This is a genomic window from Pedobacter yonginensis (genome assembly GCF_003173595.1).
Taxonomy (GTDB): Bacteria; Bacteroidota; Bacteroidia; order Sphingobacteriales; family Sphingobacteriaceae; genus Pedobacter; species Pedobacter yonginense.
The window spans coordinates 144,454-162,251 of record NZ_QGNZ01000004.1 but is presented as its reverse complement, the minus strand read 5'-3'; the positions used below and the strand labels follow the sequence as shown (position 1 = coordinate 162,251).

Genomic DNA, 17,798 nt, shown 5'->3' with positions numbered 1-17,798 from the left:
AGATATTATTTATTAAATTTTTTGAGTTGAGTTCTGATATAAAGACCTGCAGGTGTAAGCATATTGAGTTTCCATTTTCCTGTTGAAGATGCTCCTGGCTGTAATATTGCGGTGGTTTCTTTTTTATCGGTAATGTTCCAGTTTGCCCAGCTCAATTTATTTTTTTCCATCCAAGCAAACCACTTGTCAGTTTTTTCAACATCAAATTTCCCATCGCCGTTGGCTTCTCCAACGCCCCATTCAGTTACAAAAATGGGTAAACCAGCAGAAATTGCTTGATCGGCACGTTTCATTAAAAGTTCTTGATGGCTTGGCTCTGAGGCATAAAAATGGAAAGAATATGCAATATTATTGAAACCTTTAATCGGATCTTTTGCAACAATATCAATATCCTGATCCCAATGCGGACTGCCTACTACAATTATATTTTCAGCATCGTATTTTCTAATTTCCTTAATCACCTCAACAGCATAATCTTTTACTGTTTGCCACTCTATCCTTTCGGGTTCGTTAAATATTTCATATATGACATTTGGTTTTCCAACATATCTTTTAGCCATTTTGGCGAAAAATATTTTCGATTGCTCCAAATGTTCATTTGCATGGTGATCATGCCAATCGATAAGTACATACAATCCCTGCTTAATTGCAACATCAATGGTTCTGGCAATCAGTTTTTCTTGCTCAACCGGATTTTGCAAATAACCACTATCTGGTTGAACCGCCATAGAAACCCGCAGTAAACTGATGTTAAAATCTGACTGAAGCCAGTTTACAACATTTGGATTATAATATTTTTTTCCGCCCCAAATACTCCATGATAAACTCACGCCACGGAGCTGAGGGTCAACATTTTTGCTGTTCAAGATTTTTCCTCCAACAACTTTTAATGCGCCATTACGATTAACCCAATTAATATTCTGGGCAAAGCTGGTGCTGAATATAAAAGTGAACATGGAAAGCAATAAAACTCTTTTCATAAATTATTTAATTTGATACACTGAGGGCATTTTATCTGCAAAAAGCACAAAGCCATCATTTTTAAAAGTCATAAAATCGCTCGCAGCCGGGTGGCCAGCATAGGGTGTCCAATAGGCATCTTTAGTATTGGCCCAAAGTAAAGCATATGCAAATTCGAGATTTTGATTCTTTAAAGACTTAAGTAATTGTTGCGTAAACCAATCACTTCTGGTTAGGTTTTGCAATCCGGTTTCGGTTAGTGCAGCCAATTTATTATGCGCTTTCGCGTAATCAGAAACCATTTTAAACTTAGATGCAGCAACATCTGGCGAAACATTAGCCTTCATGTCTTCGTAATTATCCGTTCCAACTAAGTCTACATAGTCATCACCCGGATAATAATTTAGATATTGAGCTTGGGAATTGAAATTCCGATCTGGCGACCATGCAAATAAAAAGTTTCTTACACCCAAATCATCTCGAAGATATTTAACCGTGTATTGGTACATGGCAATATACTCTGCACTTGTACAGTGCCCACTGCCCCACCAAAACCAGTTGCCATCCATTTCATGAAAAGGACGAAAGATAACCGGAATTAATTTTCCATCTGCACCTATTAGCGTTTTGGCATAATCAGCTACAACTTTTAACGAAGCTTTAAACGTTTCATTTGCTGTTCCACCCGGCAAAACCTGATTAACAGCCGTAACCGGAGAATCAGACCAATAAAATCCACCTTTTGAAACCGGATTTGCGTAGTGCCAGCAGTAAGTATTTATTCCGCCACGATTGTAGGCCTCGATAGTTAAAGTGCGGGCAATAGATTTTTCATAATCGAACCAATTGCCTGTTGCAAAGTTTGTCATGTGGATAAAATCATGTCCATAAACAGCAGGATATGATCCGGTAATGGTTTTTACATCGCTCTGCGTTGTAGAGACTCCAGAAAACTGTTGTTCATTGGCCCACTGTGTAGTTGCATTTGTAACACCTCTTTTGGTATCGTCCTGATGCCCGAAAAGCACATTGGTTTTAGCACTTTGTTTCAGATTATAAAACAGAGATGCTGTTTCATCTGTCGCATTTTTATCTACCAGCCAAGTTTTAACTGTGGCTAGTGTTGGTGTTGTAACAACCGGCACTACAGGCGTTACCGGTGGAGTTACAGGCTCAACAAGCTCTGTATTTTTCTTGCAGGAAAAGAATACAATGGAGCATGCAGTAATTCCAAAAAATATTTTTCTTAAATTCATATTAATTCGTTTTTGAAACCGCAGTTTCTTTTTCAAAATCGTCAAGAGAAATTACCTTTGCGGTTAAATCATCAACAAAGAAAGTTCCTGAAGATTCGCTTAAAGCAATCATTATCCTGAAGCCCGTTGCTTCATCTGGCACTCTTAAATTTTTCTTAAAATTAATCCAATCTTCTGTCCCCGTTTTCTCGACTATTGGAATTCCATCTCCTAATTTTGCATCACCCTTAGTAAATTCTAAAATAATTACAGCTGTGTTCCATGCATTTGCACCTTGCTCCACCTCATCCATTTTATAAAAGCCAGAAACCAAAATTGCTTTTGAGTTTTTGGGCAACTTTACTTTTTGGTCAATCCCCTCCCATTTCCCTTTTACGTAAGAAACGAGCGCTAAACTTGCCTCTCCAGACTTCTGAATTACCGTAGTAACCTTGGCATTGCCAGCTCCCCAACTATTTAAACCATCTTCAAAGCCACCATTACTGATCAAATTCTTTTGCGCAGAGGCTTGATTGATGCTAAAAAGCAAAATCATTAACGAAGAATAGATATATTTTTTCATTGCTATTTATATTGAAATTCATCACTTAAATCGCCGATCATTACTTTAAAAGCTCCGGTTTCGGTAACTGTTTTTAACGATGCATTTACAAAAGCCAGATCGTTTTTGTTTATTGTGAAGGTTACCGTTTTACTTTCTTCAACTTTTAAATTAATTTTCTGAAAGGCCCTTAATCTCTTCATATCCGGACTGATGCTGGCATGCATATCTCTTGTATATAATTCTACAGTCTGCTTTCCATCCATTTTACCTGTATTGCTTAACACGACAGATACCTGTAAACTGTTATCACCAGTTAGATTTTTGGTGCTTAATTTTAAATTGCTGTAGGTAAAAGTGGTATAACTTAAACCCGTACCAAATGCAAATAATGGATTGTAGCCTGTGTGCACATCATCATTAAAAACTTCCCTAATGTCTTCCGCAGGTTTTCTATCGTATAAAACTATTTCTCCACTACTTCTTGGGTAGCTAAATGGAAGTTTGCCATTTGGGTTGTAATCGCCAAAAAGCACATCGGCAATTGCTTCTGCGGTTTTCTTGCCACTCCAATAGGCCATTAAAATTCCATTAATTTTAGGCTCAATATTGGTGATAAATCTTGGCCTACCTTCTGTTAAAACAAGAATAATAGGTTTTCCCGTTGCAATTGCTGCTTTTGCTAGAACCTGCTGATTTTCATCTAAGGCTAAATCTGCTATATTTCCAGGGCTTTCAGCATAAGCATTTTCGCCAAGACATAAAATGATCGCATCGGCATTCTTGGCTACTTTGGTAAGCGCATCAGCATCAAAATTTTCTGGGCTTTCAAAACCTTTTACTGTTGTGGTTAGAACATTTTTTTCGCCAACTTTGGCCGTAATGGTTTGCAAAATGGTTTTACTATCTTTTGGATACCATTGCTCCTCTTTCCCTTGCCATGTATAACTCCAGCACCCGTTTAATGCACTAATACTTTGTGCACCTGGCCCAACAACTAAATATTTTTTGCTTTTTGATAAAGGCAAAATATTTTCTTGATTTTTCAATAAGGTCATCGCTTCGTGCGCAGCATCCAAAGCAAGTGTTTGATATTCTGTTTTGCCAAAATTTGCCTTCGCATTTTCTTCAGGATATGGATTGTCAAACAAGCCCAATTTCATTTTAAGCATTAAAATTCTTTTAACAGCTTCATCAATTCTGGCCATAGAAACTTCCTTTTTTTGAACTGCTTCAATCAACAGATCATAAAAAGTAAAATCACTTGGTACCATGCTCATATCTACGCCAGCATTTACGCACATAGCTACCGCTTCCCTTGGTGTAGTTGCCACATGATGCCATGCATAAACACGTTTAATATCTTCCCAATCGCTTACAGCAACGCCATTAAAACCCAATTCTTTACGCAAAATATCTGTTAATAAATACTTACTTGCATGAACCGGCATCCCATTTATAATACTAGAATTTATCATTACCGATGATGCACCTGCTTTTACTGCTTCTCTAAACTGAGGCATATAATACTCTCTCATTTCTATTTCTGGCAGATATATTGGTGTTCTATCCTTGCCATTTCTTGAGGCAGAATAACCTAAAAAGTGTTTCATACAACTTGCAACGGCTGTTGTTTTGTTTAATCCATCTTCTTCATAAGCCTTAATTACCGCAGCGCCCATTGTTTTGCCAATAAAAACATCTTCTCCATAAGTTTCTGGAAAGCGAGACCACAAAGGCTGTCTGCCACAATCCAAAACGGTCGCAAAATTCCATCTTACCCCACTTGCTCTTAATTCTTTAGCGGCCACTTTGGTTACCGCTTTGGCGAGATCTAAATTTCTTGTGGCAGCCATCCCAATATTTTGCGGAAAAAGCGTTGATTCCAAAGTATACGTTTGACCATGAATTCCATCAAGCCCATATAAAACTGGAATTTTTAATCTTGTATTCTTGGCTTCATCGGCGATTTTAGTAAGCAAATTATGCCATTCATCTACCGTTAAAGCATGGTTAGTAACATTTAAAATTGAACCAACCTTATGTTTAATTATTGCGTTTTTTAAAGCCTCAGGATTAATTTCGCCATCTGTTTGCGTACCCACCACACCTAAAGTAATTTGGGTCATTTGCCCAACTTTTTCCTCTAATGTCATTTTCGCCAAAATAGCATCTACCTTTTTTTGGTTTAAATCTACTTTTTGTGCCTTTAAACTTATTGCTGAAGCAAAAACTGCGATTATTAAAAAATATTTTTTCATTTTAATTTATAAACTGAATGGTTTGGTATACTTAAATCGGGATGGTTACTTTTTTAAATAGGTCTGAATAATTTCCCAAGTCGATTGATCAGCATCAAAAACAGAATTTAGTCCTTGCTCTTCCTGCGGAGGATCTCCAGAAAAATCATCTCCATCTTTCCAAAATAGCTGACCATCAATTGGCCTGGATGAGCCACCGAACGACCAAAAATTACAACCGGCAATTGCGCCACCCTTAGCTCTGCTCTTTGCCCAAATAGAGAAAATATTTCCAAAATATTCATCTCTCAATTTTGTTATGCTCGAGGGATCAAAAGCATGTCCATCTCTCGGCAAACCAAATTCTTCAATAACTAAAGGCTTATTTAATTGTTGGGCAATACTTTCGTGTTGCTTAATATATGCTGAAGTTTTTTCTATAACTGTAGATAAATTCTCAGTTGTTGGAGCATCCTTAAACCAGCCCCAATTTTTTGGCCAAATGTGAATGGTTAAATAATCAATGCCTTTATTGGCATGGATTTCTTTAAATAAATCCCAGTTCTCTTCTGTGCCCATAAAACCTTCAGTACCAATGGTAATCAAATGATTTTTATCAATGGATTTAATATAGGTCGTAGCATTTGCGATCCAGTTTTTATAAGCTTCAATGGCTTCTGGTCTCATTGGTCGTGGTTCATTCGCCAATTCCCAAGCCATAATGGCGGGTTCATTAATGTATTTTTTACCTGTGTAAACATTTTTATGTTGAAGTATAAATTTCACCTGTTTTTGATAGTCTATTTTGCAGGCATCGCATGAGTAGAACTTACTGGTATAATCCCGTTGTTCATCCCAAGTTAATTTTCGTTTTAATGTATCATTATCAATTTGGCCATTCCAGTTTAAATACTGCATAAAGCCACCACTCCATTCCCAATTATTACTTAAATACAAAACAGCATACATCTTTCGCTTCGCCATTTCCATTAATAAAAAATCTAATCCTTTTAAAATCTCTGCATTGTAAACGTTATGCTGAGTTTGTAAGGCGGGTTTAACCCGATCTACTCCGTTAATTTTTCCTTCACCTTCAGAGCCAACCAAAACACGAAGGTTGTTGATCCCTTTCGATTTCAGAAAATCAAGCTCTTTGAGCAATCTTTGTTTACCTCGTACTGGATCATTTTGTAAAGCCAATAAGCCACCATACCAATAATTTGTACCAATGTAGTAGTATGGATTTCCGTTAATCAGAAACTGATGCCCCGCCGATTTTACAAAATTTGTTTTTTGAGCATTAGTACTTAATACCATTAGCATTAGCGCAATCGAAAAGACAATTCGAGATTTAGTTTTTTGAAAAAAATAGATCATATTTTTATTGTAGACATAAAAAAACCCGGCTCATCACTTTCGTTTCATGGAGAACCGGGTTATGGTTATTTTAGATTTATTTTACAAGAACCCAATCGTCAATATAAAAGCTTTCATCCTGTGCATCAGGCCCTTTAATCCAGAAACCTAATGTATTAGAAGGTGAACCTGTAGCCCAAAGGCCAAGGGTAGAAAGTGGAATTTTATAATAATTCCAGATACTGGCTTTTACAGTTATAGGTGTAGATTGATCTCCATTCCCATAAGGTGTTGCACGTTTATCGCCAGTAAGGTACAAGGTATAATCTTGAGAACCTCCCTTTATATAGAAAGACAAATAAGTATACCCACCTGTGCTCGGCAACCCGGGATACCAATTGGCAACGCCATTAGCGCTCCAATTACCTTTGGCATAGGTAAGTTTAAGAGATTTTACACCAGATTTTGCAGTTGCTGAAGAAACTTCTCCACTACCCCAAAAATTCCCGCTCCAATCTGTTCCATAATCATCGGTAAAGAATTTATATGTTAAATCAAGATTAACGAATACTTGTTTTAATGACACCTGCCCTCCCGGATAGGTTAACAATAAAGTGGTAGATGTTAAGGTAGACGTTGGCATTTTAATGGTTAACTGCGTATCACTTTTAGATGAAATTGAGGCTTTGCTTGTCGAGGTACCCAATTGAACATCGGTAACACTAGCAAGTCCAATACCTATTAAGGTTATTTCAGATCCACTTGAAAAATTGTAATTGGATACATCTGTAACTGTTGGTGGTGGGAGCAAAATTGAAAATTTATAATCTACTTTGCCATAAAGCGTCGTAACAGATAAAGTATTGCTCTGCGTTGGTCCGGCTGGAGTTGTTTTCGGAATGCCAACTAAAATTGTGCTGTCAGAACCTAAAGCTTTATTAAAGTATACAGAAACTCCATTAAATGAAACTGTTGTAACACTGGCTAGGTTTGTACCAATTATAGCATACATGTTTTGTAAATTTCCATCTGTTGTGGTAGAATCCATTGCTACAACCTGTGGCGTAGTATTTGGATAGGTTACTGATGTTGCTTTTCCATTGGCATCGTATGTTGTAATGGTTGTCGTTAACTTACTATCAATATATGATTTACTGATGGTGCGTACCCTCGAAATTGTTGGTGCACCTTTTCCACCCTCAGAACCATCTTTTTTACAAGCCGTGATTCCGGTAACTGCTAAAACCAAGAGCAGAAATAAGGTTTTTTGTTGTTTATTAATTGATGTTTTCATTTTCTTTCTTTTTAAATGAGATGCTGTAAATCATATTTTATTTAAAAACATAAGGTACTGGAGGCTGGTTTAATGCAGGATCGTTTGCAACTTCAGTAGCTGGATATGGAAATAAGAAATTTGCATTAGTTGGCGTGTAATATCCATTGCCGTATCTTACAGGTGGTGTATCATTACTTGAATCTCCCCTATCCTGGGCTTTAATTATTGCAATTGCTTTTGGATGTGCTGTAACATTAAATCCATCAATTCTACATAAGTCGAACCAATAATCACCTTCAATGGCAAATTCCAACCTACGCTCTTTTAAAAGATCCTGAAAAGTGAAGGAAGAAACTGATCCAAGCCCGGCTCTATTTCTTATTGTGTTTAAATATTTTACTGCAGTAGCATCGCTCGTGGTCGCTGATAAAGCCAATCCAGTAGAACTATTTCCTGCTGATGCACCTAGAATTGCCTCCGCGGCAATTAAATACATATCAGCCAAACGCAACATGTAAGTATTCATTCCGGTAGATTGGAATGCGCTTTTACCGCCATTATCTGCCGGAGAACCCACAACATATTTTTTTATCTGAGCATGGGTACCTTGCGAACTTGCATTGGCAGGAACGGTGAAACCACCACCAGCTTGATTTAATTCTGGATAGTAATCACCAGGCAACATAATGGTCGCTTTTCTTCTTTGATCGTTAGATGCATATGCATCAATTAAATCGAAAGTTGGTGCCAAAACGCCGTAACCATCACCAGTTTGTGTAATGGTAGAACTATAAGCTAATGAAGCCTGTACTCCGTTTCCAAAACCATATCCACCGTTAGATAGCCATTGCAAGGCGATGATAGATTCCTTATTGTTGTTATTTGCTATTTTGAAAAGATCTGCATAAGTTCTTCCTGCCACATCTACTCCGAACAAACCAAATTCATGACTATTGATTACTTTTTCGGCCTGAGCTTTAGCATTTGCATAATCTTGCATATACAAATAAACTTTTGCCATTAAGGCTGATGCAGAACCGCTCGAAACATGGCCTGTACCCGCAACATTGGCAGTACAATTTACTTCTCCAAATTTTAAATCATTTAAGATGAACTTATAAACATCGGTTACCGGATTTGTACGAATAGTTGAAGGACTGCCCACAAAATCAAGTGGATTCTCGATAATCGGAACATTTCCAAAAATTCTTACCAGATGAAAATAAGCCAAAGCACGTAAAACATGTGCTTCGCCCAAAGCATTATTAACAACCGAAACAGGAACCGAGGCCGGAACCGTAGGTAAGTTATAAATTACCGCGTTGGATTGGGCTACAACAGTGAATAATGAATTCCATGCCGCACTCAATTCAAAATTCCCGTTTGATACAGAGAAGTTTCCAAATGCTTTAACATCATCCGAACCACTTCTTCCATTCCCACTTGCAAGCTCGGTTATGGCCCAGCTTACTTTGGTATTCCAACCAAACCAAGGTGCCGCGTAAAGCGCATTTGTGCTCGATTGAACCTGAGCAGCGGTAGTGTAATATCCGCCAACCGTGTATTGATCTTCCGGTGGTCGATTAAAAAATTCTTTCTTACAACCAGAGGTAGTTACTCCAACCAAGGCTGCCATTGTTATGATCTGTTTTATATAAAGTTTCATATCGATGTCGTTATTAATTAAAACTGTGCGTTGACTCCAAATGTGATGGTACGTGGAATCGGATATCTTCCCATATCAATATTGCTATAAATTGGGTTTTGATTTAGTGAACCGATTTCTGGATCTAAACCCGAGTATTTTGTAAATACATATAGGTTCTGACCGCTTGCAAAAACATTTAGGCGACTTAGTTTAGCATGTTTAATCCATTTTTCCGGGAAATTGTATCCTAATCTTACATTCTGAATTCTTAAGAAAGAAGCGCTTTCCAAAAAGCGATCAGACATAACCAAATTGTTATTTGCAATACCACCTTTTGGTGCAGGAATATCTGAAGTTGGGTTACTTGGGCTCCAAAAATTACTTGACGAAGCCAATTGGTTGGTATATAATCCTGATAAACCTGCAATTTGATAATTTAAAGCATTTAAGATTTTGCCACCATAAGATCCGTTTAAGAAAATAGATAGATCAAAGTTTTTATAGGTAAAATTATTGGTTATACTGTACGTGAAATCTGGATTTGGATTACCCAAAGCAACCTGATCATTCGCATCTACCTTTCCATCACCATTGGTATCTTCATACATTAAATCCCCCAGATAAATTGAATTGGCAATAGCCGGATCGTTGGTAATAACCGCTGGAGATGTTCCGCCAGTTACGTTTTGAGGATGAGAAGCAATGTACTGTAAATCTGCAGCGTTTTTAATTACCCCTTTAACTTTGTATCCGAAAAATTCGCCTACAGGACCACCCTCCGTAGTTTTAGTTACTGGCAAACTTATAAAACTACTGTTTATACTTCCAATTAATGCTGGCGAACCGTTTAAGGAAACAACATTGTTTTTATATTTCGAGAAAATTAAAGTCGTATTCCATTTAAAGTTCTGGTTAACAATATTTTTTGTGTTGATGCTAAATTCAAAACCTTTATTTTCAATCTGGCCAGCATTATAGTAAGGAGATTTAATTGCAGCAACGTCAGAATATTCAGCAGATCCACCCAATAAAAAGGCTGGAAGTGGTTTTTGAAATAAGAAATTTTTAGAGTTTTTAATATAGTAATCAAAACTCGCATCAATTCTACCTTTAAATAAGCTAAAATCTACACCAGCTCCCTTTTGAATTGCCGATTCCCAGGTTAAATCCAAGTTGGCAACGTTATTGGTTACAAAACCTGTTCCTAAACCAGTAGCAACAGCTTTTATAGATGATCCATATAAGTAGTTTGGGATATTTTGATTTCCTGTCTCACCATAGTTTAACCTAATTTTAATGTTATCGATAACAGATTTAGTACTTTCCATAAAAGATTCTTCTGATAATCTCCATGAAACAGCAGCTGCAGGGAAATAACCTACTTTATGCCCCTCTGCAAATTTTGAAGATTTATCAGAGCGGATACTTGCTGTTATACTATATCTATTATTGTAGGTATAAATTGCCCTTCCCAAAAATGATTCCATAACCTGGCTACCTTTATTCTGATCGATCAAAGCTGTGGTTTGATCGCCGAAGCCTAGAGTTTGAATGGTATTTCCAGAAGCAAAGTTTTCAATTTTGTTGGATACACCGCCCCAAGTAGCCTGCCAAACTTCATATCCAGCTAATGCGGTTAAATTATGCTTAGTACCAAAAGTATGCGAATAGTTTAAATATTCTTTCCAGCCCCAATAGGTACTGTTAGAGTTGTATTGATCTAAACGTGCGGTTTGGTTGGAAAATGCACCCCATTGATAAGTTGGCTTAAAAGTTTGAGCTTCAGACCAGTTAAAATCGCCGTTCAGTTCCGATCGCAAACTTAAATCTTTATAAATCTTTAAATCGGCGTAAGCACTTCCATTAATATTATTGCTCAATAACGTATTTGTTAAACTTAACGCCTGCGCAACCGGATTAACCGTTCCCTGTGCCAAACCACCTGCATCAAGCGTTGGGCCAGCATACGATCCGTCTGCATTATAGATTGGATTATCTGGTGCACTCGATAAAGCATTGTAAACAATACCGGTATTGCTTCCCAAACCAATGTTTTGATTGGTTCTGGCCGCACCGATTGTGCTACCGATCTTTAACCAATCCTTCACCTGCCCGTTAACATTAGTACGGAAAGAATAACGTTTAAAATCACTTCCAATAATTGTTCCTTCTTGTTTCAAATAACCACCAGAAACATAATAATCTACTCCATCTTTACCGCCAGAGAAAGATAGCTGGTGATTTTGTTGAGGAGCGGTTTGAAAAATGGCATCTTGCCAATTTGTGCCGGTTCCTAAAATACTTGGATCCGCAAACTCAACCCTTCTCTGCTGACCGAATTTATCAGCTAAGGCATTTTGTAGGTTCGCAAATTGTTTTAAATCCATCATATCCAAAAACTTACCCTGCTCTTGAAAACCATAGTAACCATCGTAGCTAATTTTTGCGCTACCATTTTTACCACGTTTTGTTGTTACGATAACCACACCATTTGCACCACGACTACCATAAATAGCTGTTGCCGATGCATCTTTTAAAATATCGATAGATTCTATATCACTCGGATTGATTCGAGAAAGTGGACTTACACCCGTTTCTTCCTGGCCACCGCCTGTACGTGTTAACTGAGGAGATCTTCCGTTTCCACTTTTATTAGTTGCATCACCTTGAATCGGTACTCCATCAATTACATATAAAGGCTCACTTCCACCAAAAGAAGTAATGCCTCGGATGCGTACCGAAGTTGCACTACCCGGGCCACCAGAGTTTTGCGTAATGGTTACCCCTGCAGCCTTACCTTGAATCAACTGATCTAAACTTGGCTGAGGAACGTTTGCGATATCTTTTGCTAAAACGGAGGAAACCGAACCATTAACATCCTGTCTTTTTTGAGTTCCATAACCAATTACAACAACATCAGATAAAGCAGTTGAAGCAGATTTTAAATTGACATTTATAAGCGTTTTGCTTCCTATCGTAATCTCCTGACTAGTAGACCCAATAAAACTATACACTAGAACTGTTCCACTTGCAGGGACGGTAATTGAATATTTCCCGTCAATGTTGGTACTCGTTGCTATGGAAGTTCCTTTCACCATAACACCTACCCCAGGCAGGGTTATACCCTTTTCATCATAAACTGTTCCTGTGACTACCTTGGAGGCATTTTGTGCAGAGACTCTGGTTAGAAAGCCTACACACATCACAAACAGAATTACTGTTCGTAAAGTTGTACTCATAATGTTTATATTTAGTTATTATTTATTAACTCAAATTTAACAGCATTGTTAAGGGCTTTTATAATAGTATTTTAACTTATAATAATCTAAAAAACACATTAAAAAACAATAAACACACATAATAGTATCATTATCAGTGTTTTCATCAATAATTATGGAAAATTAATACATATACTTTTTTTTCCCATTATAATTAAAATCAGCCTACTAAAACATAATAGCATGCATTTAGCAAGTTATACGCGTTAAAATATCAAAACAAATATATCTTATCCATCTGTACAGTGATGTTTTATATCACCTTCACTTAGCCATTAAAACAGCTGTACTTAACCTTAGATTCACAACACTATCAATATATATTTTAGAGCGAAAAATCGGATGATGCATTTTTTTTGGTTTCTGTAAGTAAAGTGCTGGTATTTTAATATTTACTGTTTTACCAGCTTACTAAAGAATGGTTTTAGCTGTTCAGCCATAATAAGATGGTCTGCAACACTTGGATGCCCTGTACAACCATGTGCCTGCATTAATGGAAAGAAAAAGGTTGCAATAGGCTTATCCTTGGGATACAAAACATCAACCTTTGATTTTATAGAAAGAAGACACCTTTCAAGAATTTCTCTAGAAGAGCCTGATACCATCGGGCTGCTCAACAGTGCAATTTTGGCTTTTGGATATTTAAGCTTGATTAAACAGATAAAATCTACAAAATTTTTAATAAAAATTTTTTCGTCGAAAGGTTTTCTCGACGATTTTGCATCTCCGTTACTGAGGTCGTTTGTGCCTAAAGCGATGCTTACAATAGCTGGATGGAAAGTATTAAAATTCCATTTGATTGGATTATTTAACTGAAAATCGATTTTTTCATAAACCTGAGGCATAGATGGGCCGTCTAGATTCCAGGTTCTGTAAACCCCTATTCCACTCACGCTGCTTAAAACATAATTCAAGCAAAGGCTTCTCGCTACTCTCGGTCCGTAGGCCATATATGCATTATGCTGATCTTGATACTTACCCTTCCCGCAGGGAACGTCGGTGGTGTCTGCTGCCGCTCCGCAGGTAATGCTGTTGCCGATAAATTCGATTATAGGTGCATTAGTTACTGGTACCGCCTTTATGTTTCGGCCTACAATTTTCGAAATTATTACTGGTCCAGTAGTCGCTTCTGTAGCCTTATACAACCATATTATATGTGAGCCATAACCCACTGCATTGACAATAATTGGTTGTTCCGAATCTCCACCAATGCGAACTTTTTTTTGATACACCCCATCTAACTCGTACTGAATATAATTATGGCTGTTTGAATCTTTAACAGAGGCATAAATAGCGCATTGATTTCCTTCGAATTTAAAGCCCACATGTACTGCTGAACTGATGAGTTCCAACTTATGATCTGACTTGAGTAACGACCGTCCAAACGGCATTAAAGCAGAAGCGGAAAGAGTATCCCTAACACTTTGTTTCTTTTGGGCCTTGACGAATTGTGCCAGAATAACAAGAGCAATGATTTTGATATAAGTTTTCATTTCCGAAAAATTTCCATGAAAGTAAAAAAACAAAGCCATCTGAGGCTTTATTGACAAATAAATATCAGAAAATGAGCGAAAAGTGCTCATCAAATTTCTGTCTTCAAAAAAATAATCCGAAATTCTTTCAGTCCTAAAAAAACAGTAAATTTTTCAATTACAGTCAATTAGAAAGAAAATTAATTATCTTGTTTTAATTAACTTCAATTTTTAGTTAGAACTTTTTTAGTAGGCTTCAAGACGGGAAATTCGGTTTTTTTTAATGTGTTTTTCAGTAAATGGCCGTACTTAAAAGGTGACAAGATCATTAAAATGCTATAATTGAATTAGTCCGTGAGCAGCCGATTTCTTTTAAGTTTATTGTTCTGTAGGCATTTTGCTAACGTTTTATTTCTATCTTGTTTGTGTATTTCGGTAAAAGTATCCACCCTGTTTCGTTCCAAACTGTCCAGCCCGATCAGGGCTTTTTCTTTTTAGGGCCTTTCCTTCGGAGACAACATCGGATAGCCTGGCCCCAGATTGGACACCCCCCGTCCAGGAGCTTTTGCTCCGCAAAAGCCCAGAATCGCCTTCACAACGACATCATATTCCAGTAATATATATAGGTAAGCTTACAGCCGAAAAGACCTGTCGATTTTAGCCCTTAGAAAAGCCAGGACTTATTTTTAGTGCGCCTAATGAACGATGAGTCCAGAAGGCATTTCCAGAGTCTTAAAACGCCTTAAAATCAGCCGACTGCACACTTTTAAGCGAAACGGAGTGCACACTTTGGAGCGGAAGATGTGGCCACTTTGCAAAAAAAGATGCGGCCACTTTTGGAATAACCCCCAATAATGTTACAGCTTTTTTGTCTGATTCATAAAAAGATAGAAAAAAAGGTAAATTCTAACGCTATTTAAACTTTATTGTATTACAAAAGGTTTTTCTAAGCATCATTTCTATTAGACGGTTTCAGAAACGAATTTTCATGTGATGACGGGAGGATGGGATACAATTATGAAGTTTATGTTTTTATGCTCCGCGTGTTATATACTATCAACCAATTTACACTGCAACCGACGGTTTAGAATCAATTTTGCCCTTCGGATCTTCATTTTTTAACAATGCATTAGTGGTATTCTCCCAACTTTTATTTTCCGGATAGAATCTTGTACGAATGTAGTCCGATGTGATTTCGCCTACAAACTTTACCGTTCCGGGATTTTCATCATTCGTTTGAGCCGTTTCCAAAGCATCGTAACCTGAAATCCCACCCAACATATGTCCAGAATTAAAAACAGTTAACAAGGTTTTCGGCCCGGGACTTGCTTGATAAGCATCCATTCGCCAATCACTCCTGGTGGAAAATAAATTGCTGCTATCGTGCTCTCCCGCTACCACAAGAACCTCGCGCTCCATTTTAGAAAATTCCGTTCCCTTAAGTATTGGGTAGCGTTTGGATGCCCATTCGGCGATATCTTCCCCGTTGCCCGGTGTACCGAACATTACAAATGCATTGATACGTGGTTCTGCAATCCCTACAAATTTGCAAGAAACAGGGTCATATACCTGCATACCTGCCAGCATCGCAACGGTATGTCCGCCCATCGAATGTCCAACGGCTGCAATATTATTTATATTCGTACGCTCATTAAGACCTTTAATATCTGATAAAATTTGTTTGAGGTTATCAATGATAAAAATTAAATCTTCTGCTCTCGATTTCCAGAATAAGGCACCCTCCGGTCCATTGGTTTCAAGCGCTAATGTTTTTGAATCCTGATGGGTTGGCTGTATTACGACAAATCCCTGAGATGCGTAATAATCAACAAGTGGTGCATAACCACGGTAGGATGAAAGAAAATTTGAAGCCCCATGACCATGGGACAATAAAATCACCGGAAGATCTCCACCGCTTGCGGGCGCTGTAACTTTAATTTCCAATACTGCCAAACGGTTTGGTACCCTTAATAAAATTGGACTAATTGAAATAATAGGATTTTGAAGTTTCATTATTTTAAGTTCAATTTTTAATCGATGTGAAAGGAGTAATTCCATGGAACCTTATACTTTTCCATCAAGAATATCGCTACCGAATTGAAGAACTGTTGAGGATCCGTTAGATCCCAATAAAGCGTAATCAGAACGACTATCTTTTAGGTCTTTTGTTAATGAATATTTCAGCGGCAAATATTTCTACTGCAATTGCCAAGAAGGAAACAAAACTTAAACCTATTTTCCGGTTCCTTTATTTGTCATGATAATCCAATGTGTAGGTGGATAATATTTTTGATTTCCAGTTTTCTACGCTTTGCGGTGCTGGTCTATCCGCTCTGTCAAAAAAGAAGTGCCTGTTGATTTCAAGACCGCAATAGGAAAATATGCCTCGGTCAGATGTTAACGACAAAGCTTTGTCCATTCCAATCTCTTCATATTCGGATTGTGATTTTCCATGCGTATTGATTATGGTTGTCTGTTTACCAGTGAGCAAACCTTTTTGTTTTCCCTGGTCATAACGATAGGCAAAACCGTAACTAAAGACACGGTCAATGAAACCTTTCAGAATTGCCGGCATTCCTGTCCACCAAATGGGATAGATAAATGTGATATGATCTGCCCAGGAAATAAATTCCTGTTCGAGTTTGACGTCTTCTGCAACTTTTCCCGCTCGTTGCCCCTGAATATCTTTCATTGAGAGTACCGGATTGAAATTGAGTTGATAAAGATCCCTAACAACTATTTCATGACCTTTGTTATCTAAATATCCAAAAAGTGTTCGTTCCAGATGGCCGTTCAAGCTCTGTGGATCCGGATGGGCAAAAATGATTAAATATTTCATTGTATATCATTTATTAGTTTTATAACACAAAACTAGATAAACGATTCCTGTCAAAATTGTAAGAAAACGAAATATGCCTATTCTGCCTTGGGATTGCAAATGTCTTGTTTAACTTTGAGATATCCGGTAGGGGTGATTTTGATGTAATGTCTGAAATCGCGAATAAGTTGACTTTGGTCATAGTAGCCACATTGGTTAATTATCTCTGACCAATCTACTTTCGCAGAAGCCGAAGCTATAGCCTGTAATAGTTCAATAGCTTTTAAAAACCTTTGATAACGGTTAATTTCTTTTGCTGTATACCCTAAACATTTTTTATGATTTAGTTGGATATTCCTTTCCGTCTGATTATGCAGATTTGCGACAGTTTTGATTGGGTCTAATGCTCCATCACTGAAGGTTGTAAGTTTGACAATAATTTCGTTTCTCAGTTTTAGATAAGGTTTGCAAAAGTTAACAATAGAATCAATCTGTTGGTGGATGCTGCCTATTTTGTCGAGTTGTGTCCACAATGTATTAAAACAATTGTCGTTCAACAAATCATCAGGACTGATCGGCATATGTTCCGCAAGCAAAGCATCGCCGAAAAATCGGTAAAAAGCATCATCTTTAAGATTCGCAACCAATATCCTTGAATTTGGTGGCAGTGAGTAAACAAAAGATTGTTTTATGGGGCCTAAAAGCAGACATTTCTCTGTTTCTATTTTACCTATTTCGGAGAAACATAGGATAGCCGGCGTTCCAAAACTAAAAATCAAAATGGTCTGGTATGAGGGGAGCAAGGTTTTGGTAACTACCTCATCGGTCATGTTTGCAGCAAAATAAAAATGGGAAAAAATTTCTTCATAGCCAGGTGGAACAGGTATTCTAAAATTCAAATATTTGTCCTTGTTTTCTTTCATCCTATAGAATTATTTTCATTCGATGGTTTC

12 protein-coding genes are annotated in these 17,798 nt (G+C 37.4%); all 12 read right to left on the bottom strand.

Annotated features, from left to right (window positions below; translation table 11 throughout):
• Positions 1-5: 5 nt before the first annotated feature.
• Positions 6-980 carry a glycoside hydrolase family 5 protein gene (locus tag DHW03_RS15645; protein ID WP_109926791.1) on the bottom strand — a complete coding sequence of 325 codons (975 nt, stop codon included), beginning with the start codon at positions 978-980 and terminating at the stop codon, positions 6-8.
• A gap of 3 nt (positions 981-983) precedes the next feature.
• Entirely contained in the window at positions 984-2,216 is a 1,233-nt protein-coding gene (locus tag DHW03_RS15640) for a glycoside hydrolase family 26 protein (protein WP_109926790.1), read from the bottom strand.
• A 1-nt stretch (position 2,217) separates the two neighbouring features.
• A complete protein-coding gene (locus tag DHW03_RS15635) occupies positions 2,218-2,778 on the bottom strand; it encodes a carbohydrate binding domain-containing protein (protein ID WP_109926789.1) in 561 nt (186 codons plus the stop codon).
• A 2-nt stretch (positions 2,779-2,780) separates the two neighbouring features.
• Positions 2,781-5,018, bottom strand: coding sequence for a glycoside hydrolase family 3 N-terminal domain-containing protein (locus tag DHW03_RS15630; protein WP_109926788.1), 2,238 nt, complete (start codon positions 5,016-5,018; stop codon positions 2,781-2,783).
• Between the two features lie 45 nt (positions 5,019-5,063).
• Positions 5,064-6,314, bottom strand: a complete 1,251-nt coding sequence (locus tag DHW03_RS15625; RefSeq protein WP_240618556.1) for a glycoside hydrolase 5 family protein — start codon at positions 6,312-6,314, stop codon at positions 5,064-5,066.
• A gap of 136 nt (positions 6,315-6,450) precedes the next feature.
• On the bottom strand, positions 6,451-7,647 hold the full coding sequence (locus tag DHW03_RS15620; protein WP_109926786.1) for a cell shape determination protein CcmA: 1,197 nt from the start codon (positions 7,645-7,647) through the stop codon (positions 6,451-6,453).
• Between the two features lie 37 nt (positions 7,648-7,684).
• Positions 7,685-9,295, bottom strand: a complete 1,611-nt coding sequence (locus DHW03_RS15615; protein WP_109926785.1) for a RagB/SusD family nutrient uptake outer membrane protein — start codon at positions 9,293-9,295, stop codon at positions 7,685-7,687.
• A 17-nt stretch (positions 9,296-9,312) separates the two neighbouring features.
• Positions 9,313-12,516: a SusC/RagA family TonB-linked outer membrane protein gene (locus tag DHW03_RS15610; protein WP_109926784.1), complete on the bottom strand. Its 3,204-nt coding sequence runs from the start codon at positions 12,514-12,516 to the stop codon at positions 9,313-9,315.
• A gap of 431 nt (positions 12,517-12,947) precedes the next feature.
• Positions 12,948-14,048, bottom strand: coding sequence for an SGNH/GDSL hydrolase family protein (locus tag DHW03_RS15605; protein ID WP_165825439.1), 1,101 nt, complete (start codon positions 14,046-14,048; stop codon positions 12,948-12,950).
• Positions 14,049-15,092: 1,044 nt separating this feature from the next.
• Positions 15,093-16,040 carry an alpha/beta hydrolase family protein gene (locus DHW03_RS15600; RefSeq protein ID WP_109926782.1) on the bottom strand — a complete coding sequence of 316 codons (948 nt, stop codon included), beginning with the start codon at positions 16,038-16,040 and terminating at the stop codon, positions 15,093-15,095.
• A gap of 235 nt (positions 16,041-16,275) precedes the next feature.
• Entirely contained in the window at positions 16,276-16,866 is a 591-nt protein-coding gene (locus DHW03_RS15595) for an NAD(P)H-dependent oxidoreductase (RefSeq protein ID WP_109926781.1), read from the bottom strand.
• Between the two features lie 77 nt (positions 16,867-16,943).
• Entirely contained in the window at positions 16,944-17,768 is an 825-nt protein-coding gene (locus tag DHW03_RS15590; RefSeq protein ID WP_109926780.1) for a helix-turn-helix domain-containing protein, read from the bottom strand.
• Positions 17,769-17,798 lie beyond the last annotated feature (30 nt).

What these genes read in the sequence shown, in the direction of transcription:
- DHW03_RS15645 (WP_109926791.1), bottom strand. Translation starts at nt 980, where the DNA reads ATGAAAAGAGTTTTATTGCTTTCCATGTTCACTTTTATATTCAGCACC.
- DHW03_RS15640 (WP_109926790.1), bottom strand. Translation starts at nt 2,216, where the DNA reads ATGAATTTAAGAAAAATATTTTTTGGAATTACTGCATGCTCCATTGTA.
- DHW03_RS15635 (WP_109926789.1), bottom strand. Translation starts at nt 2,778, where the DNA reads ATGAAAAAATATATCTATTCTTCGTTAATGATTTTGCTTTTTAGCATC.
- DHW03_RS15630 (WP_109926788.1), bottom strand. Translation starts at nt 5,018, where the DNA reads ATGAAAAAATATTTTTTAATAATCGCAGTTTTTGCTTCAGCAATAAGT.
- DHW03_RS15625 (WP_240618556.1), bottom strand. Translation starts at nt 6,314, where the DNA reads ATGGTATTAAGTACTAATGCTCAAAAAACAAATTTTGTAAAATCGGCG.
- DHW03_RS15620 (WP_109926786.1), bottom strand. Translation starts at nt 7,647, where the DNA reads ATGAAAACATCAATTAATAAACAACAAAAAACCTTATTTCTGCTCTTG.
- DHW03_RS15615 (WP_109926785.1), bottom strand. Translation starts at nt 9,295, where the DNA reads ATGAAACTTTATATAAAACAGATCATAACAATGGCAGCCTTGGTTGGA.
- DHW03_RS15610 (WP_109926784.1), bottom strand. Translation starts at nt 12,516, where the DNA reads ATGAGTACAACTTTACGAACAGTAATTCTGTTTGTGATGTGTGTAGGC.
- DHW03_RS15605 (WP_165825439.1), bottom strand. Translation starts at nt 14,048, where the DNA reads ATGAAAACTTATATCAAAATCATTGCTCTTGTTATTCTGGCACAATTC.
- DHW03_RS15600 (WP_109926782.1), bottom strand. Translation starts at nt 16,040, where the DNA reads ATGAAACTTCAAAATCCTATTATTTCAATTAGTCCAATTTTATTAAGG.
- DHW03_RS15595 (WP_109926781.1), bottom strand. Translation starts at nt 16,866, where the DNA reads ATGAAATATTTAATCATTTTTGCCCATCCGGATCCACAGAGCTTGAAC.
- DHW03_RS15590 (WP_109926780.1), bottom strand. Translation starts at nt 17,768, where the DNA reads ATGAAAGAAAACAAGGACAAATATTTGAATTTTAGAATACCTGTTCCA.